The organism is Streptomyces luomodiensis (genome assembly GCF_031679605.1).
GTDB lineage: Bacteria > Actinomycetota > Actinomycetes > Streptomycetales > Streptomycetaceae > Streptomyces > Streptomyces luomodiensis.
Genome location: NZ_CP117522.1, coordinates 7,775,265 through 7,801,777, shown reverse-complemented (window position 1 = coordinate 7,801,777; position 26,513 = coordinate 7,775,265). Strand labels below are relative to the sequence as shown.

The 26,513-nt window shown below is 72.4% G+C and carries 21 protein-coding genes; 9 read left to right on the top strand and 12 right to left on the bottom strand.

All coding sequences use genetic code 11. From position 1 onward, the window contains the following. Positions 1-34 precede the first annotated feature (34 nt). The 5 genes from PS467_RS32955 to PS467_RS32935 are packed head-to-tail and all read right to left on the bottom strand — an operon-like array spanning position 35 to position 5,429. Entirely contained in the window at positions 35-907 is an 873-nt protein-coding gene (locus PS467_RS32955) for a glycosyltransferase family 2 protein (RefSeq protein ID WP_311040032.1), read from the bottom strand. A gap of 11 nt (positions 908-918) precedes the next feature. Beyond that, entirely contained in the window at positions 919-1,710 is a 792-nt protein-coding gene (locus PS467_RS32950) for a CDP-alcohol phosphatidyltransferase family protein (RefSeq protein ID WP_268975330.1), read from the bottom strand. Continuing rightward, positions 1,676-2,749: an iron-containing alcohol dehydrogenase family protein gene (locus tag PS467_RS32945; protein WP_268975328.1), complete on the bottom strand. Its 1,074-nt coding sequence runs from the start codon at positions 2,747-2,749 to the stop codon at positions 1,676-1,678. The genes PS467_RS32950 and PS467_RS32945 overlap by 35 nt, the downstream gene beginning before the upstream one ends. Further along, on the bottom strand, positions 2,737-3,489 hold the full coding sequence (locus PS467_RS32940; RefSeq protein WP_268975327.1) for a phosphocholine cytidylyltransferase family protein: 753 nt from the start codon (positions 3,487-3,489) through the stop codon (positions 2,737-2,739). Before PS467_RS32940 ends, PS467_RS32945 begins: the two co-directional genes overlap by 13 nt. Next, a complete protein-coding gene (locus PS467_RS32935) occupies positions 3,486-5,429 on the bottom strand; it encodes a DUF5941 domain-containing protein (protein WP_432280771.1) in 1,944 nt (647 codons plus the stop codon). Before PS467_RS32935 ends, PS467_RS32940 begins: the two co-directional genes overlap by 4 nt. A gap of 298 nt (positions 5,430-5,727) precedes the next feature. Here PS467_RS32935 and galE point away from each other — a divergent pair, with 298 nt between their 5' ends. Then, positions 5,728-6,714, top strand: coding sequence for a UDP-glucose 4-epimerase GalE (galE, locus tag PS467_RS32930; protein WP_311038276.1), 987 nt, complete (start codon positions 5,728-5,730; stop codon positions 6,712-6,714). A gap of 141 nt (positions 6,715-6,855) precedes the next feature. Then, positions 6,856-7,467, top strand: a complete 612-nt coding sequence (idi, locus tag PS467_RS32925; protein WP_311038275.1) for an isopentenyl-diphosphate Delta-isomerase — start codon at positions 6,856-6,858, stop codon at positions 7,465-7,467. On the opposite strand, the gene PS467_RS32920 is transcribed toward idi, so the two are convergent. Next, on the bottom strand, positions 7,442-7,963 hold the full coding sequence (locus tag PS467_RS32920; protein ID WP_311038274.1) for an ATP-binding protein: 522 nt from the start codon (positions 7,961-7,963) through the stop codon (positions 7,442-7,444). The genes idi and PS467_RS32920 overlap by 26 nt on opposite strands. Positions 7,964-8,152: 189 nt before the next feature. Between PS467_RS32920 and PS467_RS32915 the strand changes: the two genes are divergently transcribed. The 4 genes from PS467_RS32915 to PS467_RS32900 all read left to right on the top strand — a co-directional run bounded on the left by PS467_RS32915 (position 8,153) and on the right by PS467_RS32900 (position 12,868). Then, the gene (locus tag PS467_RS32915) at positions 8,153-8,965 is read left to right on the top strand and encodes an enoyl-CoA hydratase/isomerase family protein (protein ID WP_311038273.1); all 813 of its coding nucleotides are present in this window, start codon (positions 8,153-8,155) and stop codon (positions 8,963-8,965) included. Positions 8,966-9,023: 58 nt separating this feature from the next. Then, positions 9,024-9,887, top strand: a complete 864-nt coding sequence (locus tag PS467_RS32910) for an SCO6745 family protein (protein ID WP_311038272.1) — start codon at positions 9,024-9,026, stop codon at positions 9,885-9,887. A 350-nt stretch (positions 9,888-10,237) separates the two neighbouring features. Next, complete coding sequence (locus tag PS467_RS32905) at positions 10,238-10,381, top strand: LPFR motif small protein (RefSeq protein WP_164502495.1); 144 nt, start codon at positions 10,238-10,240, stop codon at positions 10,379-10,381. Positions 10,382-10,489: 108 nt separating this feature from the next. Next, positions 10,490-12,868: a Tex family protein gene (locus PS467_RS32900; RefSeq protein WP_268975320.1), complete on the top strand. Its 2,379-nt coding sequence runs from the start codon at positions 10,490-10,492 to the stop codon at positions 12,866-12,868. 140 nt (positions 12,869-13,008) lie between these two features. Here PS467_RS32900 and PS467_RS32895 read toward each other — a convergent pair whose 3' ends face one another. The 3 genes from PS467_RS32895 to PS467_RS32885 form a co-directional block, all read right to left on the bottom strand. Next, positions 13,009-14,052: an oxidoreductase gene (locus PS467_RS32895; RefSeq protein ID WP_311038271.1), complete on the bottom strand. Its 1,044-nt coding sequence runs from the start codon at positions 14,050-14,052 to the stop codon at positions 13,009-13,011. A gap of 186 nt (positions 14,053-14,238) precedes the next feature. Then, positions 14,239-16,050, bottom strand: a complete 1,812-nt coding sequence (locus tag PS467_RS32890) for a BCCT family transporter (RefSeq protein WP_432280669.1) — start codon at positions 16,048-16,050, stop codon at positions 14,239-14,241. Positions 16,051-16,162: 112 nt separating this feature from the next. Further along, on the bottom strand, positions 16,163-18,175 hold the full coding sequence (locus tag PS467_RS32885) for a Xaa-Pro dipeptidyl-peptidase (protein ID WP_311040030.1): 2,013 nt from the start codon (positions 18,173-18,175) through the stop codon (positions 16,163-16,165). Between the two features lie 223 nt (positions 18,176-18,398). Between PS467_RS32885 and PS467_RS32880 the strand changes: the two genes are divergently transcribed. After that, positions 18,399-19,904, top strand: a complete 1,506-nt coding sequence (locus PS467_RS32880) for a M1 family metallopeptidase (protein ID WP_311038270.1) — start codon at positions 18,399-18,401, stop codon at positions 19,902-19,904. 403 nt (positions 19,905-20,307) lie between these two features. Here the strand turns inward: PS467_RS32880 and PS467_RS32875 are convergent, their stop codons facing one another. After that, complete coding sequence (locus tag PS467_RS32875) at positions 20,308-21,222, bottom strand: oxygenase MpaB family protein (RefSeq protein WP_311038269.1); 915 nt, start codon at positions 21,220-21,222, stop codon at positions 20,308-20,310. A gap of 224 nt (positions 21,223-21,446) precedes the next feature. Here PS467_RS32875 and PS467_RS32870 point away from each other — a divergent pair, with 224 nt between their 5' ends. After that, entirely contained in the window at positions 21,447-22,190 is a 744-nt protein-coding gene (locus PS467_RS32870) for a MerR family transcriptional regulator (RefSeq protein WP_311038268.1), read from the top strand. A 2-nt stretch (positions 22,191-22,192) separates the two neighbouring features. Here the strand turns inward: PS467_RS32870 and PS467_RS32865 are convergent, their stop codons facing one another. Next, entirely contained in the window at positions 22,193-23,089 is an 897-nt protein-coding gene (locus PS467_RS32865; RefSeq protein ID WP_311038267.1) for an alpha/beta fold hydrolase, read from the bottom strand. A gap of 101 nt (positions 23,090-23,190) precedes the next feature. Between PS467_RS32865 and PS467_RS32860 the strand changes: the two genes are divergently transcribed. Beyond that, positions 23,191-24,129 carry a LysR family transcriptional regulator gene (locus PS467_RS32860; RefSeq protein WP_311038266.1) on the top strand — a complete coding sequence of 313 codons (939 nt, stop codon included), beginning with the start codon at positions 23,191-23,193 and terminating at the stop codon, positions 24,127-24,129. A 143-nt stretch (positions 24,130-24,272) separates the two neighbouring features. Here the strand turns inward: PS467_RS32860 and PS467_RS32855 are convergent, their stop codons facing one another. Continuing rightward, the gene (locus tag PS467_RS32855; protein ID WP_311038265.1) at positions 24,273-26,489 is read right to left on the bottom strand and encodes a 3-hydroxyacyl-CoA dehydrogenase NAD-binding domain-containing protein; all 2,217 of its coding nucleotides are present in this window, start codon (positions 26,487-26,489) and stop codon (positions 24,273-24,275) included. Positions 26,490-26,513: the final 24 nt, after the last annotated feature.

Below are 26,513 nucleotides of genomic sequence, written 5' to 3'. Positions count from 1 at the left end.
CGGGTCGCGCCCGATGCTCTTCGATACGAGCTTGTCAGATGACAGGAGGTCGGCCCAGTCGGGTCAGGCGCCATACCGTACGCCACTTCATGGGCCGACGTGGACCACACGGTGTCTTCCAGCCTTCCCTGAACCCTCCGAACCAGGCCCGAAGTGCGGTTTTCGACGGACGTCTGGCCAGTGTGAGCAGCAGCCAGACGCCCAGGTAGACGGGTACGAGCAGGGCAGGAAGGTTACGCCGGGCCAGCCAGACCCGGTTGCGGGCCACCATCCGGTGGTAGACCGCGTGCCTGCTCGGCGCGGTGGTCGGATGGTGCAGCACCATGTCCGACCGGTAATCGATCATCCAGCCGGCGTCCAGCGCCCGCCAGGCCAGATCGGTCTCCTCGTGCGCGTAGAAGAATTCGTCCGGCAACCCTCCGACCTGCTGGAACACCGCGGTACGGACCGCGTTGGCGCCGCCCAGGAAGGTGGTCACCCGGGAGGACCGCAGGGGGTCCGAGGCACGCAGCCGGGGCACATGGCGACGCTGGGTGACACCGGTGTCGGGGTCGGCGATGCGGAACGAGATGATGCCGAGCCCGGGATCGGCGGCGAACGCCTGCCGGCACAGTTCGGCCGTGTCGGTGCCCGGCAGCAGCCCGTCGTCGTCGAGGAACAGCAGCACATCGACGTCCGACCCACCGGGTCCGAACGCCTCGATGCCGACGTTGCGGCCCGCCGGGATGCCCACGTTCTCGGGCAGCTCGACGGTCCGGACGCCCTCGGGAAGCGTGGGCAGCGGCGATCCGTTGCCCACGACGACCACCTCGACCGGGTCGCCGTCCTGCTTGGCGACCGAGTCGAGGAGTGCGCGCAGCTCCTCGGGGCGATTGCCCATCGTCAGGACGATCGCTCCGACCTTCATGGTGCTCGGGTTCACTTGAGCCTGCTCGACGCGAGGATGGACACGAGGTGAAGCAGGGTTTGCAGAAGGGCGATACCGGCCAGTACGGCAACGCCCAGCCGGGTGAAGAACAGGTCGCCGCGCACCTGGTCCACGACCGCCACCACGAGGATGAGCAGCGACGCCTCGACCCCGAGGACCAGCCGGTGGAACTTCAGCGCCGCGGCCGCCCTGCGGGCCAGCGCCATACCGGACGAGCGCGGCTCGGAGGCCGCCTCCTTGACCGGTGGCAGACCGCCCTGGTGCCGGGCGACCCCGACCAGGTCGGTCTCGGCCTTGATCAGGATGGCACCGAGCGCGGCGAGGGTGCCGAGGAACGCCCACAGCCAGTCGATCCGCCCGGAGCCCCACAGGTCGGCCGCGCGCAGACCGAAGCCGACGAGCACCGCGGCGTCGCACAGGTAGGCGCCGACCCGGTCCAGATACACACCGCCCAGCGAGAACTGCTTCTTCCAGCGGGCTATCTCGCCGTCCACGCAGTCCAGCAGCAGGTAGAGCTGGACCATCAGCACCCCGAGCACGGCGCCCGCGATCCCCGGCACCAGCAGGGCCGGGGCGGCGAGGACGCCGAAGACGGTCATCAGATACGTCAGCTGGTTGGGCGTGACCCGCGTGTTCACCAGGTGCCGGTCGCAGCGCAGCGAGATCTCGCGCATGTAGAGGCGCCCGGCCCAGTGCTCACCGCTCCGCCGGTCCTTCACCCCCGCGGGGTGGACGACCGGGCGGAGTTCAGCCACTGATGGCTTGACTGACTGCTTTGGCATGGTCGGCGTATGCGTCCCTGATCGCGTCGGATGAGAGGTCGAGGTGCTCGAGGATCGTGTAGCGGCCGGGGCGCGTCTTCGGAGCGAACTCCACGACCTGGACGAACTCGTCCACGGTGAAGCCGATCTCCTCGGGCAGCACGGGCAGACCGTGCCGGTGCAGCACCTCGGCCATGTGCGCCGACTCCTCGTGCGCCCCGCGCAGCCGCATCGCGAAGGCGGCGGCCAGGCCGCACTGCTCGCCATGGCTGGCGGCGCGCTTGGGGAAGAGCAGGTCGAAGGCGTGGTTGATCTCGTGGCAGGCACCGGACGCCGGGCGGGAGTCCCCCGCGACCGACATGGAGATGCCGGTGAGCACCAGTCCCTCGGCCAGCACCTGGAGGAAGGCGTCGTCGCCGACCCCGCCGGGGTGGCGCAGCACGGCCTCGCCCGCCTGGCGTGCCATGGCGGCGGCGAGTCCGTCGATCTGCTCGCCGGTCTCGCGGTTGGACAGCTCCCAGTCGGCGACCGCGGAGATGTTGGAGAGCGCGTCGCCGATACCGGAGCGCACATAGCGGACCGGCGCCTCGCGGATCACATCGAGGTCGATGACCACGGCGATCGGGTTGGGCACCCCGTACGAGCCGCGGCCCGCGTCGTTGTCGAGGGTCGCGACCGGGGAGCACAGACCGTCGTGCGAGAGGTTGGTGGCGACGGCGACCAGCGGCAGGCCGATCCGCGCCGCGGCGAACTTCGCACAGTCGATGATCTTGCCGCCGCCGAGCCCCACGACCGCGTCGTAGTGGCCCGACTTCATGGCGTCGGCGAGCTTGATCGCGTCATCCAGGGTGCCGCCGCCGACCTCGTACCAGCTGGCGCCCGGCAGCGCCGGCGCCAGCCGCTCGCGCAGCAGGGCGCCGGAGCCGCCGCTGATGGCGATGGCCAGCTTGCCGGAGGCGGAGATCCGCTGGTCGGCGAGGACCCCCGCGAGATCGTCCAGGGCGCCCGCGCGAATGTCGACGACGAGCGGCGAGGGGATGAGCCTCGTCAGTACTGGCACGCGATCTCACGGCCCTTCGCCAGGTCGTCATGGTTGTCGATCTCGACCCACTTGACGTCGCCGATCGGGGCCACGTCGACCTGGAAGCCGCGGTTGACCAGCTCCTGGTAGCCGTCCTCGTAGTACAGCTGGGGGTCGCGCTCGTACGTGGCCTTCAGCGCGTCCGCGAGGTCCGCGGCGGCCTCGCCCTCGATGAGGGTGACGCCGATGTACTCACCGGTCGCCTCGGCCGGGTCCATCAGCTTGGTGATCCTCCGCACGCCCTTGTCGGGGTCGGCGACGACCTTCATCTCCTCCTCGGCGAGCTGCTTGGCCGTGTCCAGCGCGAGGATGATCTTCTGGCCGTTGCCGCGCGCGGCCAGCAGGGTCTTCTCGACGGAGACCGGGTGCACGGTGTCGCCGTTGGCGAGGATCACGGAGTGCTTGATCGCGTCACGGGCGCACCAGAGGGAGTAGGCGTTGTTCCACTCCTCGGCCTTGTCGTTGTCGATCAGCGTGAGCTTGAGGCCGTACCGCTGCTCCAGGGCCTCCTTGCGCTCGTACACGGCCTCCTTGCGGTAGCCGACGACGATGGCGACCTCGGTCAGACCGACCTCCGCGAAGTTGCCGAGGGTCAGGTCGAGGACGGTCGTCTCGCCTTCCTTCCCCTCGGGTCCTACGGGCACCAGGGCCTTGGGGAGCGTGTCGGTGTAGGGACGCAGACGCCGTCCGGCGCCGGCCGCGAGCACAAGGCCGATCATGCGGGTTCTCCTGTTTCGTCGTGTACTGCGGGTGCTTTGGAGGACACCCAGAAGCGGATGCTCTCGATGAGCACCGTCAGCGCGAGGGCCGCCGCGAGAGCGGTCAACGCGATGGTGAAACCTTGGTTCTGGTGGTGCAGCAGGGCAGCGGCGAGCGTGACCACCACCGTCCGCCCCTCGTGCCCGCCGATCGCCCGCACCAGCCGCCGCGGGGGCGCCCCGGTGCCACCGCGGATGCGGTACACCGTGTCGTAGTGATGGTAGGCGACCGCCGCAACCAGCCCGAAAGCCGCCGGCAAGGCGCCGTTCACCTCCGAGCGGGCCGCCAGGATCAGGATGGTGCCGTATTCGGCGGCGCGGAAGAGCGGCGGCACCAGCCAGTCGAGCGGGCCCTTGAGGGGCGCGGCGACGGCGACCCCCGCGAGGACCGCGTAGAGCACGGCGCATCCGACGGGCACCCAGGAGCCGAAACCGGCGGCCGCGGTGCCGGCCAGGACGGCCGCGGCCCCGAGGGCGGCCGAGAGCGGGGCGAGGTAGGAACCCGCCTTACGGGCGGCCGCCTTGGCGGCCGACTCGGCGAGCGGACCGGAGTCCGCCAGCTCCGCGAGGGCGCGGGCCGCCCGGTCGGTACGCTCCGCCCGGCGGGTGAGCGAGCGCAGCACCCGGCCGGCGGTGGTGTAGCAGGCGGCCAGCGCGCAGCCGATGAGCAGCACCGCGAAGGTGATACGGGGGGTGGTGAACGCGGTCAGCACGGCGATCATCGCCCAGCGCTCACCGATCGGCAGCACGACCATGCGGCGCAGCCAGACCGTCCAGCCGACGCTGTCGAGGCGGCCGGAGAGGGCGGCGGTGGGGCTGGTGTTGCCGGTGGCGTCGTGGTTGGCCTCGTTGAAGGCGAAGTCCACCACGTGGCGGCAGGTCTGGAGCACCATCGCGCCGAGCGCGAGCGCCCATACGTCATCGCCGTCGGCGCGGGCGGCGCCGAGGGCGAGGCCCGCGTAGTAGGCGTACTCCTTGGCCCGGTCGAACGTGGCGTCCAGCCAGGCGCCGAGCGTGGAGTACTGCAGCGAGTAGCGGGCCAGCTGCCCGTCGGTGCAGTCGAGCACGAACGAGGCGATCAGCAGCACCCCGGCCGAGACGAACCCGGGCCGGGTGCCGGTGGCGGCGCAGGCCGCCGCGATGAGCGCGGTGAGGAGGGAGGCGGTGGTGACCTGGTTGGGGGTCAGCCCGCGCCGGGCGCACCAGCGGGCGATATAGCGGGAGTAGGGGCTGATGCAGAAGGTCGTGAAGAAGCCGTCCCGCGACTTCACGGCACTCCGCAGCCGCACCCGCTCGTCGTCCACCGCGTCCACGGCGTCACGCGCCCTCGCCCGCGCCGGCGCGTCGCCGGGCACGGCGGCGACGAGCACCCCGAGCTCGGGCCGGTGGACGGCGACGCCGTCGGCGTCGAGACGCGCGGCGATGTCGTCCACCCAGGAGGGGGCGTCGGCAGCGCCCGGAGTGGCCGCGGGCGCGGCCTCACCGGGCGCGGCGGCGAGCGCGCCGACGGCGGACGCCCCGGCGCCGGGGTCCGGCGCGGAGCCGACGGGCGGCTGGGCCGGTCCCGCCCCGCCGGGCACGGTGGCGGGCACCGATGCCGGGACGGCGGGGAGCGCCCCACCGCCGTTCCCGGCGGCCGAAGCGGCCGCCGCGCGGGCCAGTGCCGTACGCGCCTCGGGCTGGACGCTCAGTGCTCCGCGCGTCGCGGCCGCGGGGAAGCGGGGGTCGGTGAGGGCCAGCCGCAGGGCGTGGACGTGGCCGACGAAGCGGGGGTCGACGAGGGCCACCCGCTCCCGGGCGGGGACGGCGGCGAGCGCCGCCGTGACGCCGGCGGCGTCGGCCGCCGTACGCACGTCGAAGCCCAGCGACCGCAGGTCGCCCTCGAGGGACGAGCCGGCGATCGGCGCACCGGTGAGAATCGCGGTCGACAGACGAACTCACTCCTTGGCAGCTGACATGGTGGCCGCGCCACTGGCGGCACCGGCCTGGGCCCTGCGGACAACGGGCATCGCACGCCCTGGCCCCACGAGGGGCGGGCGGCACGTCCGGCAGAGGCTATCGGATCGATGGAAGCGTCCGTTCACCGCACATTCACCACACGATCGGGGGAACGACCGCTTCCGCGCCGCCGATCATCATGGTCGATGGCGGCTGTCCTTCACAAACGGCGACCGCCCCGCCGCGGATAGGGTGCGGGGCATGACATGGCTGATCACAGGTGGTGCCGGATATATCGGGTCGCATGTCGTGCGGGCCATGGCCGAGGCGGGTGAGCCGGTGGCCGTGCTCGACGATCTGTCCGACGGCGTCCGGACGCGGCTGCCCGAGGACGTCCCGCTGGTATGCGGCTCCACCCTCGACCGTGAGCTGCTGGACCGCGCCTTCGCCGAGCTGAACGTGACCGGTGTGGTGCATCTCGCGGCGAAGAAGCAGGTGGCGGAGTCCGTGGAGCAGCCGCTGCGCTACTACCGGGAGAATGTGCACGGGCTCACGGTGCTGCTGGAGGCGGCGGTCGCGGCCGGGGTCAGCCGTTTCCTCTTCTCCTCCTCCGCCGCCGTCTACGGCATGCCCGATGTGGAACGTGTCACCGAGGACACCCCGTGCCGGCCGATCAATCCCTACGGAGAAACCAAGCTGGCCGGAGAATGGCTGGTCAGGGCGGCGGGCGCGGCCCACTCCCTCGCCACGGCCTGTCTGCGCTACTTCAATGTGGCGGGGGCCACGCGCCCCGAGCTGGCCGACACCGGAGTGTCCAATGTCATCCCGATGATGTTCGAGCGGATCACCGCGGGGCAGCCGCCCCTGATCTTCGGTGACGACTACGACACCCCCGACGGCACCTGTGTGCGCGACTACATCCATGTCGAGGACCTGGCCTCGGCCCATCTGGCCGTGGCCCGCCGGCTGGCCGCGCAGCGGGCGCCGGGCGATCTCACGGTGAACATCGGCACCGGTCAGGGCGTCTCGGTACGTGAGATGGCCGATCTGATCGGTGAGATCACCGGCCGCCCGGAACTGACTCCGGTGACCGGTCCGCGCCGGGCGGGCGATCCGGCCCGGGTCGTCGGATCCACCGAACTGATCACCAAGGAGCTGGGCTGGAGCGCCCGGCACGATGTCCGCGCGATGGTGGAGTCGGCCTGGGCGGGGTGGTGCCGGCACCACCCCGAGGCCCGGCGCGGCTGAGCGTTTCGACGTCGGGCACCGCACCTTAGCGGGAACCGGATGGGCATGCTGGTCACAAAGCCGAACTGTGCCACTGACACGGTCAGGCGGCACAGTTGCGGCAGACTTGGACGTTCACGAGTCGGAACTATGAGGATGGTCATGCCGATCACACCTGCCAACGGCGGCTCCGCCGAGACGGCCGCGCCCTCCGCACCGAGTGGTTCCGCGGAACCGATCATGCTCGAGCTGGTCGACGAGGACGGTACGACGATCGGCACCGCGGAGAAGCTCTCCGCGCATCTCGCGCCCGGCCGGCTGCACCGGGCGTTCTCCGTGTTCCTGTTCGACGACAGAGGACGCCTGCTGCTCCAGCGCCGCGCACTGGGCAAGTACCACTCCCCCGGGGTCTGGTCCAATACCTGCTGCGGCCACCCCTACCCCGGTGAGCCGCCGTTCGTGGCCGCCGCCCGGCGCACCGGTGAGGAGCTGGGCGTGGCGCCCACGCTGCTGCGGGAGGCGGGCACGGTCCGCTACAACCACCCCGACCCGGCCTCGGGCCTGGTGGAGCAGGAGTACAACCACCTCTTCGCGGGGCTGGTGCGGGTGGCGCCGCGCCCCGATCCCGAGGAGATCGCCGAGGTCGCCTTCGTCACCCCCGACGAGCTGGAGAAGCTGCGCACCGAGGGGCCGTTCTCGGCGTGGTTCATGACCGTGCTGGACGCGGCCCGTCCGGCGATCCGGGAGCTCACCGGGACGGCTGCGGGCTGGTAGCGGCGCCGGGCAGCGGCAGGGCGGCCCAGACCACCTTGCCGCCGCTCGCCGTGTGGTCGACGTCGTAGACGCCGCCCGCCGCCTCCGTGATCGCCGTCACCAGCAGCAGTCCACGCCCCCCGGTCCGGCCCTGGTCCGCCACCAGGGCGACGGGCCGGTAGGGGTGGTTGTCCTCGACGGCGACCCGCACCCAGTCCCGGCTCAGGGCCACCTCGACGGCGATCTCGGGGGAGAGCAGCGCGGCGTGCCGTACGGCGTTGGTGACCAGTTCGGAGACGATCAGCAGCAGGCTCTCCACCAGTTCGCCGTCGGCCGGAACCCGCTGGTGGGCCAGCAGCTCGCGCACCGCGTGCCGGGCCTGGGGCACGGAGGAGTCGAGGGCGGGTGCGGTGAACCGCCACACCCCCTCGTAGGCGACCGGCGGAGGCGGGGCCGGGCGCGGGGGCGGGGGCGGGGCATGGCCCGGTTCGGCGGGGACTCTTCCGACGGTCTCCATGTCCGACACCCACCCCTCGCCGCGGCCCGACCACTCGTACCGAGTGTTGGGAAGCTTTGGTACGGACCGGCGAACTGAGCACAACTTGGCTCTTATCGAACGTTTTTGATCGTTGGCGTATGCCGGGGTCACGCGCTCGACTGTTCCTGCTCACCAGGATTCCGACGCGGCCCGGATACGATCCGCCGCATGGAGCCCTGTCTGGAGCACGAGGTCGCCGACGGCATAGCGACCGTGGTCATCCGCCACCCCGCCAAGCGCAACGCGATGACCCCCGGCATGTGGCGTGCCCTGCCCCCGCTGCTGGCCCGGCTGGCCGCCGACCCCGCCGTACGGGCACTGGTGCTCACCGGGCACGGGGACTCCTTCTGCGCGGGCGCCGACATCGGCTCGCTGGGCACCACGTACGACGCGCACGAGGAGACCACCGGGCTCGCGCTGCCCGCCGAGGAGGCGCTGGCCGCCTTCCCCAAGCCGACCCTGGCGGCGGTGCGCGGCTCCTGCGTGGGCGGCGGCTGTCAGCTCGCGGCCGCCTGCGATCTGCGGTTCGCCGAAGAGGGCGCCCGCTTCGGGATCACCCCGGCCAAGCTCGGGATCGTCTACTTCCCCGGCTCGACCCGCCGGCTGGTCGAGCTGGTGGGACCGGCCACCGCCAAGTTCCTGCTGTTCTCGGGCGAGCTGATCGACACCGAACGGGCGCTGCGCACCGGGCTGGTGGACGAGGTACTGCCGGTGGGCGGGCTCGACAAGCGGGTGGCGGAGTTCACGCGGACGCTGGCCTCCCGGTCGCGGCTCACCCAGGCGGCGGCCAAGGAGTTCGCGGCCGGGCCCGCCGGGCCGGACCGGGTGGCGTACTGGCAGGAGCAGGCGCGGCTGAGCGAGGAGGCCGCCGAGGGCGTCGCGGCCTTCCTGGAAGGCCGCCCCGCGCGCTTCGGCTGGACCCCGCCGGCCGGGGAACCGGCGCGGTCCGACGGCGATCCGGCGGCGGCCGGGGAGACCTGACGCATTGTGAGGGATTCCGGGTTACCAGATGTGACTACCTGTCGGTAACGTGCGGTCCATGACCACACTTCCCGAGCGCGCCGCGTATCAGTGTTACAGCGCCGTCAACCCGATCCACTCCACCATCTACTTCTCCCCCGACTGCGGCGAGGAACTCGCCAAGCTGGGCCTGGAGGACAGCTCCGCCGCCTACTTCGTCTCCCGCGCGGCGGCCATGGGACGGGTGGGTCCGGGCACCGTCACCGCGACCTTCTTCCACTTCAGCCATGAGCTGGTCGCCCGCCACCTTCCGGCCGCGTGGGACGTGGTCTCCCCCGAGGCCGCCCTGGAGGCCCGGCTGCGGGCAGCCGACTCGGTGCTGCGGCGGGTGCTGGGCGAGGAGGTCATCGCCTCCAAGGAGATGGCCGAGGCCGCGGAGCTGGCGCTGCGCGCCACGGAGGCGTGTTCCCGCCTGGCGCGCCCCCTGTACGCCGCGCACGCCGATCTGCCCGTCCCGGACGCCCCGCATCTGGCGCTGTGGCACGCCGCCACGCTGCTGCGCGAGTACCGCGGCGACGGCCATCTGATGACGCTGGTCGGCGCCGGGCTCGACGCGGTCGAGGCGCTGGCCTCCCACACCGCGACCGGTAAGGGCATGTCCACCAAGTGGGTCCTGCTCACCCGCGGTTTCAGCGCCGAGGAGTGGGAGGCGGGCCGGCAGCGGCTGCGCGACCGCGGACTGCTCACCGCCGACAACGAGTTGACGGAGGAGGGCGCGCGGCTGCGCCAGTCCCTGGAGGACGAGACGGACCGCCTGGACGCGGCGCCGTACGAGCACCTGGGCGCCGCGGGCGTGGCCCGGCTGACCGAGCTGGCCGCCTCCTTCACCAAGACCGCCCGCGAGAACGGCGCCTTCCCGGCGGACCTGCTGGGCAACCGCTGAGCCGCTGATCCGGACCGGGCCGGACTGGGTCGGATCGGGTCGGCCCGGACCGGACCGGTCGAGGGGGTCCGCCCCGCGCCCGTTCCGTGCCTCCGGGGGGAAGCACGGCGCGAGCGGGGCGGGCCGCGGCGCCGAGCCCCCCGACTCGGTGGGACCGGCACAAGCCCCGCCCGGCCGGGCGGGGTTTGGCCGCAGCACACCGGGATACCCGCTTGTCGTGCGCGATCGGCCGTCTGACAACCGGGCGCCCACAACGCGCGCCGCGCACGCCGGCGCTTGCCCGTGCGCCGCGTAGCGAACGGTGCCCGGCGGCCGCCGCCGACCCCGCCACCGGACGACAGGAGGTCCCCGTGTTCCGTGCCATCGCCGACGTGCTCCGCGCCATCGGTGCCGCCATCGCGACCGTGGTGACACTTCCCTTCCGCGCGCTGGCCCGCCTCTTCGGCGGTGCCTCGGACGCGGCGGGCGGGCCGCGCCGTCGCAGGCATGTGTGATTCCCGCCCCCGACCCTCCCGGCCCGCCGAATGGGTCCGCCGCGTCCGCTTCGTCGGTGCCACCTGCCACAATGCAGGGGCAGTGCAGACCGGAAGCGGAGCGTGATCGTGACGACGTCCATCGAAGGCAGGATCGCCGAGGAACTCGGCGTACGGGAACGGCAGGTCAAAGCCGCCGTCGAGCTGCTCGACGGCGGCTCCACCGTGCCGTTCATCGCGCGCTACCGCAAGGAAGCGACGGAGATGCTCGACGACGCGCAGCTGCGCTCCCTGGAGGAGCGGCTGCGCTATCTGCGGGAGCTCGAGGAGCGGCGCGCCGCGATCCTCGAGTCGATCCGCTCCCAGGGCAAGCTGGACGAGGCCCTGGAGGCGCAGGTCCTCGCCGCGGACTCCAAGGCCCGGCTGGAGGACATCTACCTCCCCTACAAGCCCAAGCGGCGTACGAAGGCGCAGATCGCCCGCGAGGCGGGGCTCGAGCCCCTCGCGGACGGGCTGCTGGGCGACCCGACCGTGGAGCCCATGGCCGCCGCGGCCGCCTTCGTGGACGCCGAGAAGGGCGTCGCGGACGCCGCCGCGGCGCTGGAGGGAGCGCGGGCCATCCTCACCGAGCGGTTCAGCGAGGACGCCGACCTGATCGGCGAGTTGCGCGAGCGCATGTGGACGCGCGGCCGGGTGGCCACCAAGGTGCGGGAGGGCAAGGAGGAGGCGGGGGCCAAGTTCGCCGACTACTTCGACTTCGCCGAGCCGTTCACCGAGCTGCCCTCGCACCGGGTGCTGGCGATGTTCCGCGGGGAGAAGGAGGAGGTCCTCGACCTCACCCTGGAGCCGGAGGAGCCCTCCGAGGAGACCGGCCCCACCTCCTACGAGCGCTCCATCGCCCAGCGCTTCGGCATCGCCGACCGCGGCCGCCCCGCCGACAAGTGGCTGGCCGACACGGTGCGCTGGGCCTGGCGCACCCGCGTCCTGGTCCACCTCGGCATCGATCTGCGGCTGCGGCTGCGGCAGGCCGCCGAGGACGAGGCCGTCCGGGTCTTCGCCGCCAACCTGCGCGATCTGCTGCTCGCCGCCCCGGCGGGCACCCGCGCCACGATGGGCCTCGACCCCGGCTTCCGTACGGGTGTGAAGGTGGCCGTGGTCGACGCGACCGGCAAGGTGGCGGCCACGGACACGATCTATCCGCACGTCCCCCGCAACCAGTGGGACGAGTCCCTCGCCAAGCTCGCCAGGCTGGCCCGTGAGCACGATGTGGAGCTCATCGCGATCGGCAACGGCACGGCGTCCCGCGAGACCGACAAGCTGGCGGGCGAGCTGCTGGGCAAGCACCCCGAGCTGAAGCTCACCAAGGTGATGGTGTCGGAGGCGGGCGCCTCCGTGTACTCGGCCTCCGCCTTCGCCTCACAGGAGCTGCCGGATCTCGATGTCTCGCTGCGCGGTGCCGTGTCCATCGCGCGCCGGCTCCAGGATCCGCTGGCCGAACTGGTCAAGATCGATCCGAAGTCGATCGGGGTCGGCCAGTACCAGCACGATCTGTCCGAGGTGAAGCTCTCCCGCTCGCTCGACGCGGTCGTCGAGGACTGTGTCAACGGTGTGGGGGTGGACGTCAACACGGCCTCCGCCCCGCTGCTCAGCCGGGTGTCGGGCATCGGCACCGGCCTCGCGGAGAACATCGTGGCCCACCGCGACAGCAACGGCCCGTTCCGCAACCGTAAGGCGCTCAAGGACGTGGCCCGGCTCGGCCCCAAGGCGTATGAGCAGTGTGCGGGCTTCCTGCGCATCCGCGGCGGCGACGACCCGCTGGACGCGTCGAGCGTGCACCCCGAGGCGTATCCGGTGGTGCGGCGGATGGCCACCAAGGCGGGCGGCGATGTGTCCGCCCTCATCGGCAACACGGCGGTGCTGCGCGGCCTGCGGCCGGACGAGTTCGTGGACGACGCCTTCGGCCTGCCGACGGTCAGTGACATCCTCAAGGAACTCGAGAAGCCGGGCCGCGACCCCCGTCCCGCCTTCAAGACCGCGACCTTCAAGGAGGGCGTCGAGAAGATCGGCGACCTGTCGGCCGGGATGATCCTGGAGGGCGTGGTCACCAATGTGGCGGCGTTCGGGGCGTTCGTCGACATCGGGGTGCACCAGGACGGCCTGGTGCACGTCTCCGCGATGTCCAAGACGTTCGTCAAGGACCCGCGGGATGTGGTCAAGCCCGGTGACATCGTGCGGGTGAAGGTCCTGGACGTCGACATCCCGCGCAAGCGGATCTCGCTGACGCTCCGGCTCGACGACGAGGCGGGCACCCCGTCCGGCGGCGGCCGTGACCGCGGCCGCTCCGACGACGCCCGCGGCCAGCGCGGCGGAGGCCGTCGCGGCGCGCCCCAGCAGCGCCAGGGCGGCGGCCGTGGCCAGCGCGGCGGAGGCCGCGACGCGGGCCCGGTGAACGGAGCAATGGCCGACGCCCTGCGCCGCGCGGGCCTCCTGGACCCGAAGCAGCGCTAGCCCTCCAGGCGGCAACGCGGTTCGCCCCCCGCCCCCGGCCTTGCCACGGCGAGGCCGGGGGCGGGGGGGCGGGGGCTGCCCGGGATGATCGCCCTGGTCGGCCCCGGGCCGCTCAGTGGGACCTGGGGGCGGCGTCTGCCCTACCGTTTCACGGGGGTGACCAGCACCGTGTCGCTGGTGCGGGCCTCCAGGAAGGATCGGCCGCGGAGGGCGCGGGTGTCCAGGGGGATGCGGTGGGCGCCCGGGTGCAGCACGTCGTCGAAGAGTTCGCGCGCGTGGTGCCGGGACAGCCGGTCGAGGCGGTGGGCCACCAGCCGCACCCGGCAGGCGGACGCGATCTCGACCACCGCCTCGGCGCCGCCCGCCACCGCCGTCAGGCGCAGGAGGCGGCGGCGGTCGTGGGGGGTGCGGTCCAGGGCCTGTTCGACCTGGGCGACGAGCACGGGGACGAGCGGGGTGAGCGCGGTGACGCACACCGCGTCCGAGCGCGCCGCGGCGAAGGCGTCCCGGACCGCGTCGCGCTCCTCCTGACCCACCGTCCGGCCGAACACCACCGCACCGTATTTGCGCAGTTCGTCCGCGTGGGCGCAGGCCGCGTCCAGGGTGATCTCGGCGCCGATGCCGATCCGGCGCAGCGCGGCGGCGAGCTTGGCGAGGACGGCGGCGCGCTGCCCGATGAGCAGCGCCCGCGGTCCGGCCGGGAGCTCGGGCGCGGGTGCGCCGTCGGCGGACAGCAGCCGCTCCAGCGCGGCGCGGTACTCCTCGCCTCGGAAGCGGTAGGGGCCGATGCCGTGGTAGCCGTCGCGCTCGACGTCCGCGGTCTCGTCGGTCTGCCAGCCGAAGTCACGCCAGACGACGTCCGGACCGTCCCGTTCGACGACGGCGGTGACGGCCCCGCACGCCGGTCCCTCGCACTCCGGGCAGCCGTAGATGACGAACCGGCTCCCCTCCAGCGGCGACTCCGTCTCCAGCAGCAGCCTGCGCACCTGCTCGGCGAAGACGGAGGGTCCGAGGCCGGCGGCGAGCGGCGAGACCGCGTCCAGGTCGGCCAGGCGGGCCAGCAGGGGCCGGCCGTCCACCACGAAGTCCAGGAAGTCGCGGTGCGTCTGGTACGTGCCATCGGCCAGCACACCACCCGCGCGCATCGCCGGCGCCAGCCCGAAGGTCACGTACTCGGAGATCATGGCCCAAGTATTCCCGGTTCGGGCCGGTATCAGGGGAAACGGCGGTGTGCCGGGCGGCCCGGGTCGCCGCTTCCCCGACGTCGCCGCTCCCCCCTGCGCGGAGCGCCGCCCGGACCGTGGGGTCCGGGCGGCGGGCGAAGGCCGTACCCGGTGGAGACGGCGGGGTCGGCCGAGGCGGCTGGCGGGCTAGCGGGCCTTGGCCATGGGGTCGCGGTCGCCCGGTACGGCCGCGCCGTCCTCGTTCTCGGACGGGCTGTCGGAGGCGGACGGGTCGTCGGAGGACGGGGTGTCGGCGTCGGACGGGGTCGCCGGGCCGATACGGATCTCGAACTCGCCGTCGTACCTCTCATGGCCGGCGATGACCGCCATCTCGACGGCCTCCTCGCCCTTCTCGCCCCGGACGATCAGCGGATCGCGGCGCAGATCCTTCAGCAGGGCCCAACACAGGCCCACCATCACCAGGGTGAAGGGCGCCGCCACCAGGATCGTCAGATTCTGCAACCCGGTGAGGGCGTCGTCACCGCCGCCGCCGATCAGGAGCATGACGGCCGCCACCGCGCCCGTGACCACACCCCAGAAGACGACGACGAAACGGGTCGGCTCGAAGGCGCCCTTCTGCGAGAGGGTGCCCATCACGATGGACGCCGCGTCGGCGCCGGAGACGAAGAAGATGCCGACCAGGATCATCACCAGCACGCTCATCACACCGGCGACCGGGTACTGGTCCAGCACCCCGAACAGCTGCCCCTCAGGGGTGGACTCCTCCCCCAGCTTCCCCGCGGCCTGGAGCTTCATCGACGACCCGCCGAAGATGGCGAACCAGATCAGGCTGACGGTGCTCGGGACCAGGATCACACCGCCCACGAACTGCCGGATGGTGCGGCCGCGGCTGATCCGGGCGATGAACATGCCCACGAACGGCGTCCAGGAGATCCACCAGGCCCAGTAGAAGACCGTCCAGCTGCTCAGCCAGTCCGCGACCGACTGGCCGCCGGTGGCCTCGGTGCGGCCCACCAGCTGCGGCAGGTCTCCGAGGTACGAGCCGATGGAGGTCGGCAGCAGATCGAGGATGATGATCGTCGGGCCGGCCACGAAGACGAAGACGGCGAGGAACAGCGCCAGCACCATGTTGATGTTGGACAGCCACTGGATGCCCTTGGCGACACCCGAGACGGCGGACGCGATGAAGGCGACCGTCAGGACCGCGATGACGGCGACCAGCAGCCCCGTGCCCACATCGCTCTTCCAGCCGAGCACCTCCACACCGCTGCCTATCTGGAGCGCGCCGAGGCCGAGCGAGGCGGCGGAGCCGAAGAGCGTGGCGAAGATGGCCAGGATGTCGATCACCCGGCCGGCCCAGCCATTGGCGTTCTTCGAGCCCATGAGCGGGGTGAAGACCGCGCTGATCGTCTGCCTGCGGCCGCGGCGGAAGGTGCTGTACGCGATGGCCAGGCCGACCACCGCGTAGATGGCCCAGGGGTGCAGCGTCCAGTGGAAGAGCGTGGTGGACATCGCGGTCTGCATCTTCTCGGCCGCGCTGCCGGGGTCGGTCCCGGGCGGCGGGTCCATGAAATGGGCCAGCGGCTCGCTGACCCCGTAGAACATCAAACCGATGCCCATGCCCGCGCTGAACATCATCGCGACCCATGAGACGGTGCGGAACTCGGGTTCCTCGCCCTCCTTACCGAGCGTGATCTTGCCGTAGCGGCTCATGGCCAGCCAGAGGGCGAAGATCACAAAGCCCGAGGCGGCGAGGACGAAGGCCCATCCACCGTTGTGGATCAGCCCGGAGAGCATGCTGTCCGAGACGCTCTCCAGGGTGTCGGTGGCAACGGCCCCCCAGACGACGAAGGCCAGCGTGAGCGCGGCGGAGACGCCGAAGACCACGCGGTCCGTCCGGGGGGTCCGATGGGGCCCGGCGGGGTCAGGGCCGGGAAGCTCCACGGTGACGGGAGGAACGCCGCTGACGTCCCCCGAAGTTGATCCTGTCTGCGGCACGCAAAAAAACCTTTCACTGGGTTTAGGTGGTGGAGTTGCGGCTACCCAGGACCTGGAGAGGCATGCCAACCGGCCGACGGCCGGGGTTTTCGCGTGCCGCAAAGGGCTTCGGTCAGCGGCTGTTGACGGGCCGGCCTGCGGTGATGTGGTCGGTGGACAGGGCCGGGAGCGGGGTGTGGCGCCGCGGGGCCCGGACGCCCTTCAGCGGCGGTGCGGCCGCCGGGTGCGAGGGGGCGGCCGCGGCCTTCGGGGCACCGCCGACCAGCGGAAGGCGGGCCGAGGTGCGGAACAGATCCAGCGTCAGCCGCGGGGTGGTGGACGGCGGTTCCAGAAGGCCCGCGTCGGTACCGGCGATGATCAGGCCGAGGCGGTGGCCGGCCGGGACGACATGGTCGGTCGCCGCGAGGTCGAGGGTGATGGTGTACGCCGTACCCGGGGTCAGCGGGCGGCCCTTGCCGTCGTCCGCGAAGTGCCCGAGGTCGGCCCAACCGCGGCTGAAGACCGTGTAGTCGACGTTCTCCCGGTCCGCGACGGTCTCCTTGAAGCAGCCGCTGTCCCCCGCCGTACCGCTGCCCCAGCAGTCGCGCCGGTCGAGGGTGGTGATCCCCTCGCCGGCCGCGGTGTAGTCCCGGATGGTGGCCGGGCCCAGGTCGACCAGGACCGCGGAGAGATGGGCGCTGCCGGCGGAGGGCGTGGCGGTGACGGTGACCGTGCCGGAGCCGGACAGCCGCAGGTCCCGCTTGAGCGGGCCGGTGGTGAAGCCCGCCTTGCCGGGCGTCGAGGTGTCGATCGCCGCGGCCCAGTCGGCCTCGCTCAGCGCGGGGTCGTCGGTGAAGCTCTCCGTCGCGCCGGGTTCGGCCCGCTCGGTGCCGAGCACGCCCACCCCGGCCGTGGTGCCGCCGCGCGGGCGCAAGGTGGTCTGCCGGGTGCCGGACGGGGGCCAGACGCGGTCGGTTGACCACTGGTCGGGGGCGCGTTCGACATCGGCCATCGGCTCGCGCTCGATGCCGTTGTCGATGCCGAGGAGGTAGTGGTCGAACCAGCGGTGCAGGGTGCGCACCCACTCCTCGCGCCGGAAGTCGAACGGGTCGACGTGGCCGGTCTGCGAGAGCCAGATCTTGCGCTCGACGCCCGCGTCGGCGAGGGCGTCCCACCACTGTCCGAGGTGCTTGGTGCGGACGTTGAGGTCCTGCGCCCCGTGGACGGCGAAGACGCTGGCCCGCACCTCGCCGGCGGCCGGTACGTAGTCGCGGGCGCTCCACAGACCGGTCCAGTCGCCGTTCCGTGGGGCGCCATCGACCAGGCGTCGCTGTACGGCGGCGCAGCGGGCGTGCGCGTCATCGCTCTCGACGGCGTCCGAGAGTCCGTCCGGGCCGGAGTCGAAGAGCGGGGCGCCCTTGGCGAAGTAGTAGTCGTACCAGGAGGAGATGGCGCCGATCGGCACGATGGTCTTGAGCCCCTTGACGCCGGTGGCGGCGACGCCGCCTGCGATCGTGCCGTCGTAGCTCTTGCCGATCATGCCGGTGGCCCCGTTGGACCAACTCGCCCTGGCGGTCCGGGTGCCGGTGCGGGTGGTGTATCCGGTCGCGCGGCCGTTGAGCCAGTCGACGACGGCCTTGGCCGACTGGATGTCGGAGCGGCCGCCGATGTCCACACAGCCGTCGGAGCGGTTGGTTCCGGCGAGGTCGACCAGGACGGTGGCGTAGCCGCGCGGCACGAAGTAGTTGTCGTAGAAGAGCGGGAAGAGGACCGGATTCCCGGCGGCGTCATAGGTCTTGGTCTGGCTCTCGTTGCCGCGTCCGCAGCAGGAGTAGTAGGGGCTGGCGTCCATGATGACCGGGATGCGGCGGCCCTGCTGAGCGGGTTCGCGCGGCCGCACGATGTCGACGGCGACCCGGTCGGTGCGCCCGTCCGCGTCGCCGTCGACTCTCGTGTCCACCCATACGGATTCCCGGATGGCGTTCTGGTAGGAGTAGACGGGTTCGCTCTGCGGTTCGGCCGGACCGTTCAGTCCGTTTGGCCCGTTCGGTCCGGCGGAAGCGGCGTGGGCGGCCGGGGCGCCGAGCGGTGGCAGCAGCGATACGGCGGTGGCGACCAGCGCGGTGACCGCCGACAGCACGAGCATGGTCCAGGGGATGCGGGATGTCCGCCTCGGTAACAGCACGGCCGGACGGTAGCGCGAGTCAACTCCCGCGCAGAAGAGGGCGATGCGGGTCCGAACGGGTCCGGATCGGTGCGCGTTGCGGCCGGATGTCGATTGGATGTCGGACGGCGTGATGGACGCGGAGTGGATGCGCGGAGTACATAAGGTCGCCAGTGATCGTTCTCCCCAACGAGTTGGAGGACTCGTGCGTCACCACAGACTTCTCGTCCCGGGCGCGGCCGCGGCCTGCCTGCTGCTGGCGATCCCGGCGTCGGCGGCCGACGCCACGCCGGGCGCCCCCGGCATCGGGGACTCGTACTACCCCTCGTACGGCAACGGCGGGTACGACGTCTCCCACTACGACCTCCGGCTGAAGTACCAGCCGACGACGGACCGGCTGGAGGGCACGGCGACGATCGTGGCCGACGCCAAGCAGGATCTGTCCCGGTTCAACCTGGACTTCGCGCTCGATGTGAGCGAGGTGCTGGTGGGCGGCAAGAAGGCCGCCTTCGAGGCGACCGGCGACCACGAGCTGGAGGTCACCCCGACCGCGCCGCTGACCTCCGGCAGCCCCTTCACCTTGGTGGTGCGCTACAGCGGTACCCCCTCGAAGGTCGTGGCGAGCGGCTTCACCTCCTGGCTGCGCACCCCGGACGGCGGGATCGCGGCGAACGAGCCGGAGTCGGCCTGGTGGTGGTTCCCGAGCAACGACCATCCGCTCGACAAGGCCACCTACGACGTGTCGGTGGCGGTGCCGGACGGGACACAGGCGATCAGCAACGGCACCCTGCGGTCGACCAGCTCCAAGCTGGGCTGGACCCGCTACAACTGGCGCTCCAGCAAGCCGCAGGCCACGTATCTGGCCACGCTGGCGGTCGGCAAGTTCGACATCACGACGGACACCACCGCGGGCGGTCTGCCGGTGATCAACGCCTACAGCAAGGACCTCGGGGACAACGCGGGCGCGGCGCGGGCCAGTGTGGAGCGGACGGCGGAGATCGTGGACTGGGAGTCCACGGTCTTCGGCCCGTACCCCTTCGACGCACTGGGCGGCTATGTGCCCAACGTGCCGACGAGCTACGCGCTGGAGACCCAGACCCGGCCGTTCTACAGCCCGAAGGGGTTCGCCAAGGGCGCGAACACCTCGCTGGTGGTGCATGAGCTGGCCCATCAGTGGTTCGGCGACAGCGTCTCGCTGAAGGACTGGCGCGACATCTGGATCAACGAGGGCTTCGCCAGCTACGCGCAGTGGCTGTGGTCGGAGAAGGAGGGCGAGGGCACCGCGCAGGAGCTGGCGGACTACACCTACGCCTCCTACCCGGCCGACGACCCCTTCTGGCAGGTCGAGCCGGGCGACCCGGGGGCGGAGAACCAGTTCCACGACGCGGTGTACGACCGGGGCGCGCTGGCCCTCCAGGCGCTGCGGAACCACATCGGCGACCAGGACTTCTTCGCGATCCTGAAGGGCTGGACGGCGGAGCACCGGTACGGGAACGCCTCGGTCAAGGACTTCGTGACCTACGCGGAGAAGGTGTCGGGCAAGCCGCTGGCCTCGCTCTTCGACACCTGGCTGTTCACCCCTGGCAAGCCGGCCGCGGCGCAGGCGCGGGCGGCGGAGCTGAGCCCGGCCAAGACTCCGGCGCGGCCGAAGTCGTGGCAGCGCATCCAGGACACGCACAGCGCCCACGGCCACGGGGCGCACGGCCACTGAGCCCACGGCCACTGAGCCTTCGGGGCCCCGGCCGGGTGTTCCACCACCCCGGCCGGGGCCTCGCGCGTCCACGGCGCGTGGCATTCGTACGGTCTACCGTCGGCGCACAGCCTACGGCTGGCGCACCGTCTACCAGCTGGCGCACGACCTACCGGCCGACGCACGACCCACCGGCCGACGCACGACCCACCGGCTGACGCACGACCCACCGGCTGATTGCACCGTCTACCGCCTGGCGCACGGCCTACCGGTTGGCTCACGGCCTACCGGGTGACGTACAGCCTACCGGCGGTTGCACCGTCTGCCGCCTGGCGCACGACCCACCGGCTGACGTCGCGGCAGTAGGCCGCCCGCGGGCGGAGACAGCCGAGCGCCATCGGGCCGGCGCACCTGACGAGGACGATCAGGCGCGGTGACCGGTCTTCGGGCCCATGCGCCACCCGCGCCGTCCACGGTGCCATCGCCGTCCGGCACGGGCGCGGCGCCGGGCCTCGCGGGCGATGGGGAGGTAGCGCAGCCGCTCGGGCAGCAGCGGGACCACCACCCGGACGCCCCTCCCGAACCACCGCAGCCGCCGCTCCTGTCCTGGGGTCCACTCCAGCCCGATCGCCTCCCGCGCGTCCGGCGGCATCAGCCCCACGGTGAGGAACGCGCGGAACCGGGTGAACAGCGGGCGCAGCAGCGGCCACAGCAGCCGCGGCGGCAGCGGACCCGGCGGCGGCACGGACGCGTCGGGCGCGGTCAGCTCACGGGCGACGACGGTCGGCTCCAGCCGTTCCCGCACCATCGCGCGGTAGTAGGGCCAGAACTCCTCGACGGACCCCGGCATGGCGCGGTCGTCGATGCCCAGCACCCGCCCGATCCGCAGCCATTCCCCGTACAGCTGCCGCTCCTCGGCCGCGGTGAAGGGGCGGATGCCCAGATAGCGCTGGGCCCGCAGATAGACCGGATAGCCGGTGGCGTGCACCCAGGCGTAGACGGGCGGGTCGAGCGCGCGGTAGGGGCGGCCGTGCGCGTCGACGCCCTGGATGGACGCGTGCAGCCCGCGCAGCCGGCGGCCCTCCGCCTCGGCCTCCGCCCCGCCGTACACCCACAGCTGCACCGACCGCAGCGAGCGCTCGCCGCGCCCCCAGGGGTCGGTGCGGAAGACGGAGTACCGGTCCACGCCCGCCCCGACGGCCGGATGGGCCACCTGCATGGTCATCGCGGCCGGCAGGGCGAGCACGCTGCGCAGCTCCCCCGCGATCGCCCACAGGATGCCGCCGGGAGGCGGCGGGTCGTGGCCTTCGGTGGTGGCGCGGGGGCTCTGCGTGCTCATGGGACCAGCGGGTGTGCGGTGACGCATGACGCGGTGGCGCGGTGACGCGGTCACTCCTCTCGTGTTCCAGTGTGCGCGCCCGCGCCGCCGGTGAGCGGACCGGTCCGGGGGGTGAGCCCGTCGCGGCGAGAGGTTTCACAGTGTTGGTGCGACAGCGATACTGATGGGCCCGATCGGGCAGCAGTACGGCGGAACAGGACGACGCGGAGAGCGAGGCACGGCCGATGACCATCCCCGGCACCGAGGAACCCACCCTCACCGTCGACGAGCTGGCGGCCCGCGCCGGGGTGACCGTGCGCACCATCCGCTTCTACGGCACCCGCGGGCTGCTTCCGCCCCCGGTGATCGGCCCGCGCCGGGTCGGCCACTACGGCCCCGAGCATCTCTCCCGGCTCGCGCTGATCGAACAGTTGCAGCGCCACGGCATGACCCTGTCCGCCATCGAACGCTATCTGAGCCAATTGCCGCGGGATCTGAGCGAGGACGATCTGGCGATCCACCGCGCCCTGGTCGCCTCCTGGGGTCCGGACGCCCCCGAGGAGGCGAGCCGTGAGCAGCTGGACCGGCGGGCCGGACGGGAGCTCACGGAGGGGGACATCGACCGGCTGGCCGCGCTGGAGGCGCTGGAGCGCACCGACGACCCGGACCGGTTCCGGATCGACCCCAAGGTGCTCCACCTGGGGCTGCGGCTGCTGGACATGCCGATCGAGCTGGAGACGATACGCACGGCCCACGCGGTCGTCTCGGAACACACCCGCTCGGCGGCACGGGAGCTGAGCCGGCTGTTCCGGGACGAGGTGTGGGGGCCCGAGCGGGAGCACGAGTCCGGGAGCGGACCGGAGCGGATGCGGGCGAAGAAGTCGCTGTCGGCCCATATGCAGCCGCTGGTGGTGGAGGCCCTGGTGATCGCGTTCCAGCGGTCGATGAAGCACGAGCTGCGGGCCTGGTACGGGCAGGACGCCGACTGAGTTCAGCGGCCCCCGGTGAGCGCGGCGGCGAGCTCGTCGGGGCGGGCGGCGAACGGCGAATGGCTGCCCGGCAGCGTGACCACGGTGAAGGGGTGGTCCGGCATGGCCGCGTCGGCCTCCGCGATCATCAGGTCCTGGAGCGCGGGGGTGCACGCCCGGTCCTCGGCGCAGCGGATGAAGGTGCGCGGGACGCTGCCCCACCGCTCCCGGGTCAGGGCGATCGGGGTGGTCGGCACCGCGAAGGGCAGGTCGGGGCTCAGGGCGTGGCGCCAGCGGGCGAAGGACGCGGCGGGGACGTCGTGGTAGTAGGCCAGCCGCAGCTCCTCCACGTAGTCCGGGTCGGCGGAGAACGGGTTGATCCGGAACGCGCCCAGGGCCTCTGGGTCGCCCAGCATCAGCCCCTGCCCCCGTACGGTCGCGGTCTGCTCGGGGGACGCCAGGTAGTCGGCGAAGCGGGGGCGTCCGGCGGGGACGAAGGACGACAGGTGGACCAGCTCGTCGACGAGCTCGGGCGCCCGCTCCGCGGCCAGGGAGGCGGCGGCGCCCCCGGCGCTGTGCGAGACGAGGACCACCTTCCGATGGCGGCGGACCGATCGCAGCGCGGTGACGACGGCCCCGGCGCACTCCTCCAGGGTCAGCCCGGCCAGCGCGGACTTCTCGGTGGCCAGGTCCGGCTGGCCGGGGAGGTGGTAGCCCGAGGGGAGCGGGGCGTCGAAGCCGTGCCCCGGCAGGTCGACGGCGAGGCTCGCCGCGCCGCGCCGGGCCAGGGCGCGCTGGGTGGACGCCCACTGCCAGGAGGCGTGCCAGGCGCCGTGGACCAGCACGAACACGGTGTCGGAAGGGCCGGGGCGGGAATCGCTCACGGGGGTCTCGGGATGCGTGGCGCTCGTGGAACTCATGGGGGACAGTCCACCCGGACGGCACGGCGTCATCCACCGCTATATCTGACAACCGTCCCGCCGATATCCGCCGCATATCGCGTCGCGGTATCCTCGGCCCGATGGAGGCACGTCATCTGCGGTACGCCCTGGCGCTGGCCGAACATCAGCACTTCGGACGGGCGGCGGCCGCCCTGGGCATCGCCCAGCCGCCGCTGTCCCAGCAGATCGCGGCGCTGGAGCGGGAGCTGGGCGCGCGGCTCTTCGACCGTACGGCGCGCGGGGTGTTCCCGACCGCCGCCGGCGAGGCGTTCCTGGCCAGGGCGCACCGGGCGCTGGCGGAGATGTCGGCAGCCGTGTCCGACGCGGGCCGGGCCGCCCGGGGCGAGACGGGGCGGCTGCGGCTCGGCTTCATCGGTTCGGCGCTGCTGGAGCTGCTGCCGTCCGTGCTGGGCCGGTTCGTCCACGACCACCCCGGGGTGCGGCTGGGGCTTCAGGAGATGTCGACCCGCCGGTCCACGGCGGCGCTGCTCGCGGGCGAGCTGGACGTCGCGATCGGGCGCGGGGCGCCTCGGGGCGCGGGTGCCGAGGATCTGGTGGCGGTCACGGTCGGCCGGGACCATCTGGTCGCGGTCGTCGGCGCCGCCCATCCCTTCGCCAGGCAGCGCAAGGTGAGCACCGACCAGCTCAAGGGGCAGCATCTGATCGTCGCGCCCGCGGATGAGGAGCCGGTGGTGGCCGGCTGGCTGGCCGGGCTGCTGGGCGAGGGCGCCGACGCACCCGCGCGGACCGGTGGGGTCACCGAGGCGCGGGATGTGCACACCATCATCGGGCTGGCGTCGTGCGGGGTGGGGGTGGGGCTCGGGCCGGCGTGTCTGCGGGTGGCGGCGCGGCCGGGCACCCGGGTGTGCGAGGTGAGTCCGCGGGTGGAGCTGCCGGAGCTGGTGATGTCGTTCCGCGCCCAGGACCGCTCCCCCGTCCTGACGGCCTTCCTGGATATCACCCGGGAGTTGTGCCCGGAGGTGAGCGAGCGGCTCGAACGCCGTCTCGGCCCGCGCTGACGGGCCGCACCGGCCGGCCCGTCAGCGCATGGAGTCCCGTCAGCGCACGGGAGCCCCGTCAGCGCATGGAGCCCATGCCAACGCATGGGAGCCCCCGTCAGCGCACGGGAGCCCCCGTCAGCGCACGCGGCCCCGTGCGCACGCTAGTCCGTGAAGCGCGCTCCGCGCTCCGCCTTCTCCAGCAGCAGCGCGGGCGGGGCGAACCGCTCCCCGTACGCCGCCTCCAGCTGCCGGGCGCGGGCCACGAAACCGGCCACACCGCCCTCGTAGCCGTTGATGTACTGGAGCACGCCGCCCGTCCAGCCGGGAAAGCCGATGCCGAGGATCGAGCCGATGTTGGCGTCGGCGACGGAGGTCAGCACGCCTTCCTCCAGCAGCCGCACCGTGTCGATGGCCTCGCAGAAGAGCATCCGCTCCTTCATGTCCTCGAAGGGGATGCCGGTGCCCCCGGTGTCCGAGCCGCCCGAGCCGCCCGAACCGCCCGAACCGAAGTGCTCACGCAGTCCGGGCCACAGCCGGGTGCGCTTGCCAGTCGTCTCGTCGTAGTCGTAGAAGCCCGCGCCGCCACTGCGGCCGGGGCGCCCGAACTCCTCCACCATGCGGTCGATGACCGCGTCGGCCGGATGCGGCCGCCATGTGCCGCCCGCCTCCTCGGTCGCCCGGCGCGTCTCCTCGCGGATCTTGCGCGGCAGGGTCAGGGTCAGCTCGTCCATCAGGGAGAGCACCTTGGCCGGATAGCCGGCCTGGGCCGCGGCCTGTTCCACGGAGGCCGGGTCGATGCCCTCGCCCACCATCGCCACGCCCTCGTTGAGGAAGTGGCCGATGACGCGGGAGGTGAAGAAGCCGCGGGAGTCGTTGACCACGATCGGGGTCTTGTTGATCTGCCGCACCAGGTCGAAGGCGCGGGCCAGCGCCTTGTCGCCGGTGCGCTCGCCCTTGATGATCTCGACCAGCGGCATCTTGTCGACGGGTGAGAAGAAGTGGAGCCCGATGAAGTCGTCGGCGCGCTGCACCCCCTCCGCGAGCAGGGTGATGGGGAGGGTGGAGGTGTTGGAGCACAGCAGGGCGTCCGGGGCGACGACGCCCTCGATCTCCTGGAAGACCTTGTGCTTGACCGCCGGGTCCTCGAAGACCGCCTCGATGACCGCGTCACAGCCCTGAAGATCGCGGAGGTCGGCGGTGGGGGTGATCCGGGCCAGCAGCTCGTCCCGCTCGGCCTCGGTGGTACGGCCCTTGGCGAGCGCCTTGGCCAGCAGCCCCGCCGAGTACGCCTTGCCCTTGGCGGCGGCCTCCACGGACACGTCCTTGAGGACGACCTCGATGCCCGCCTTGGCGCAGGAGTACGCGATGCCCGCGCCCATCATCCCGGCGCCCAGCACCGCGACCTTGCGGACCTGACGGGCCTCGATCCCCTGGGGGCGGTTGGCACCGGAATTGACCGCCTGGAGATCGAAGAAGAACGCCTGGATCATGTTCTTGGCGGTCTGGCCGATGACCAGCTCGGTGAAGTACCGGGCCTCGATGGTCTGCGCGGTCTCGAAGTCCACCTGGGAGCCCTCGACGGCGGCGGCCAGGATGTTGCGCTGCGCCGGGTAGGGGGCGCCGTTCAGCTGCTTGCGCAGATTGGCGGGGAAGGCGGGCAGGTTGACGGCGAACTTCGGCTGCGCCGGAGTGCCGCCCGGGATCCGGTGGCCCTTCTCGTCCCAGGGCTGCGCCGACTCGGGGTGGGCGGCGATGAACGCCCGCGCCAGGGTGAGCATCTCCTCCGGGGTGGCCGCCACCTCGTCCACCAGCCCCGCCTCCTGGGCGCGCCGGGGGTTGTAGCGCGTCCCCTGGAGCAGCCACTTGAGCAGCGCGTCGGAGACGCCGAGCAGCCGGACCGTACGGGCGACTCCGCCGCCGCCCGGGAGCAGGCCCAGGGTGACCTCGGGGAAGCCGATGCGCGAGCCGGGGGCGTCGAGGGCGACGCGGTGGTGGCAGGCGAGCGCGATCTCCAGCCCGCCGCCGAGCGCCGCGCCGTTGATCGCGGCGACCACGGGCTTGCCGAGGGTTTCGATCCGGCGCAGCCCGCGCTTGACGCGGAGGTTCTTCTCGTAGACCTCCTGGGCCTGGTCGGGCCCGACCTGGAGGAGGTCGTTGAGGTCGCCGCCGGCGAAGAAGGTCTTCTTGGCGGAGGTGACGATGATGCCGCGGATGGCGTCCCGCTCGGCCTCGGCGCGGTCGGCGATCGCGTCGAGGGAGTCGATGAACGCGGCGTTCATGGTGTTGGCGGACTGGCCGGGGTCGTCGAGCACCAGGGTGACGACGCCCTCGTCGTCCTGCTCCCAGCGGATGGTGGAGGCGGTGGTGGGGTGGGTCATCTGAGGTCTCCAGGGCGAAGGGGA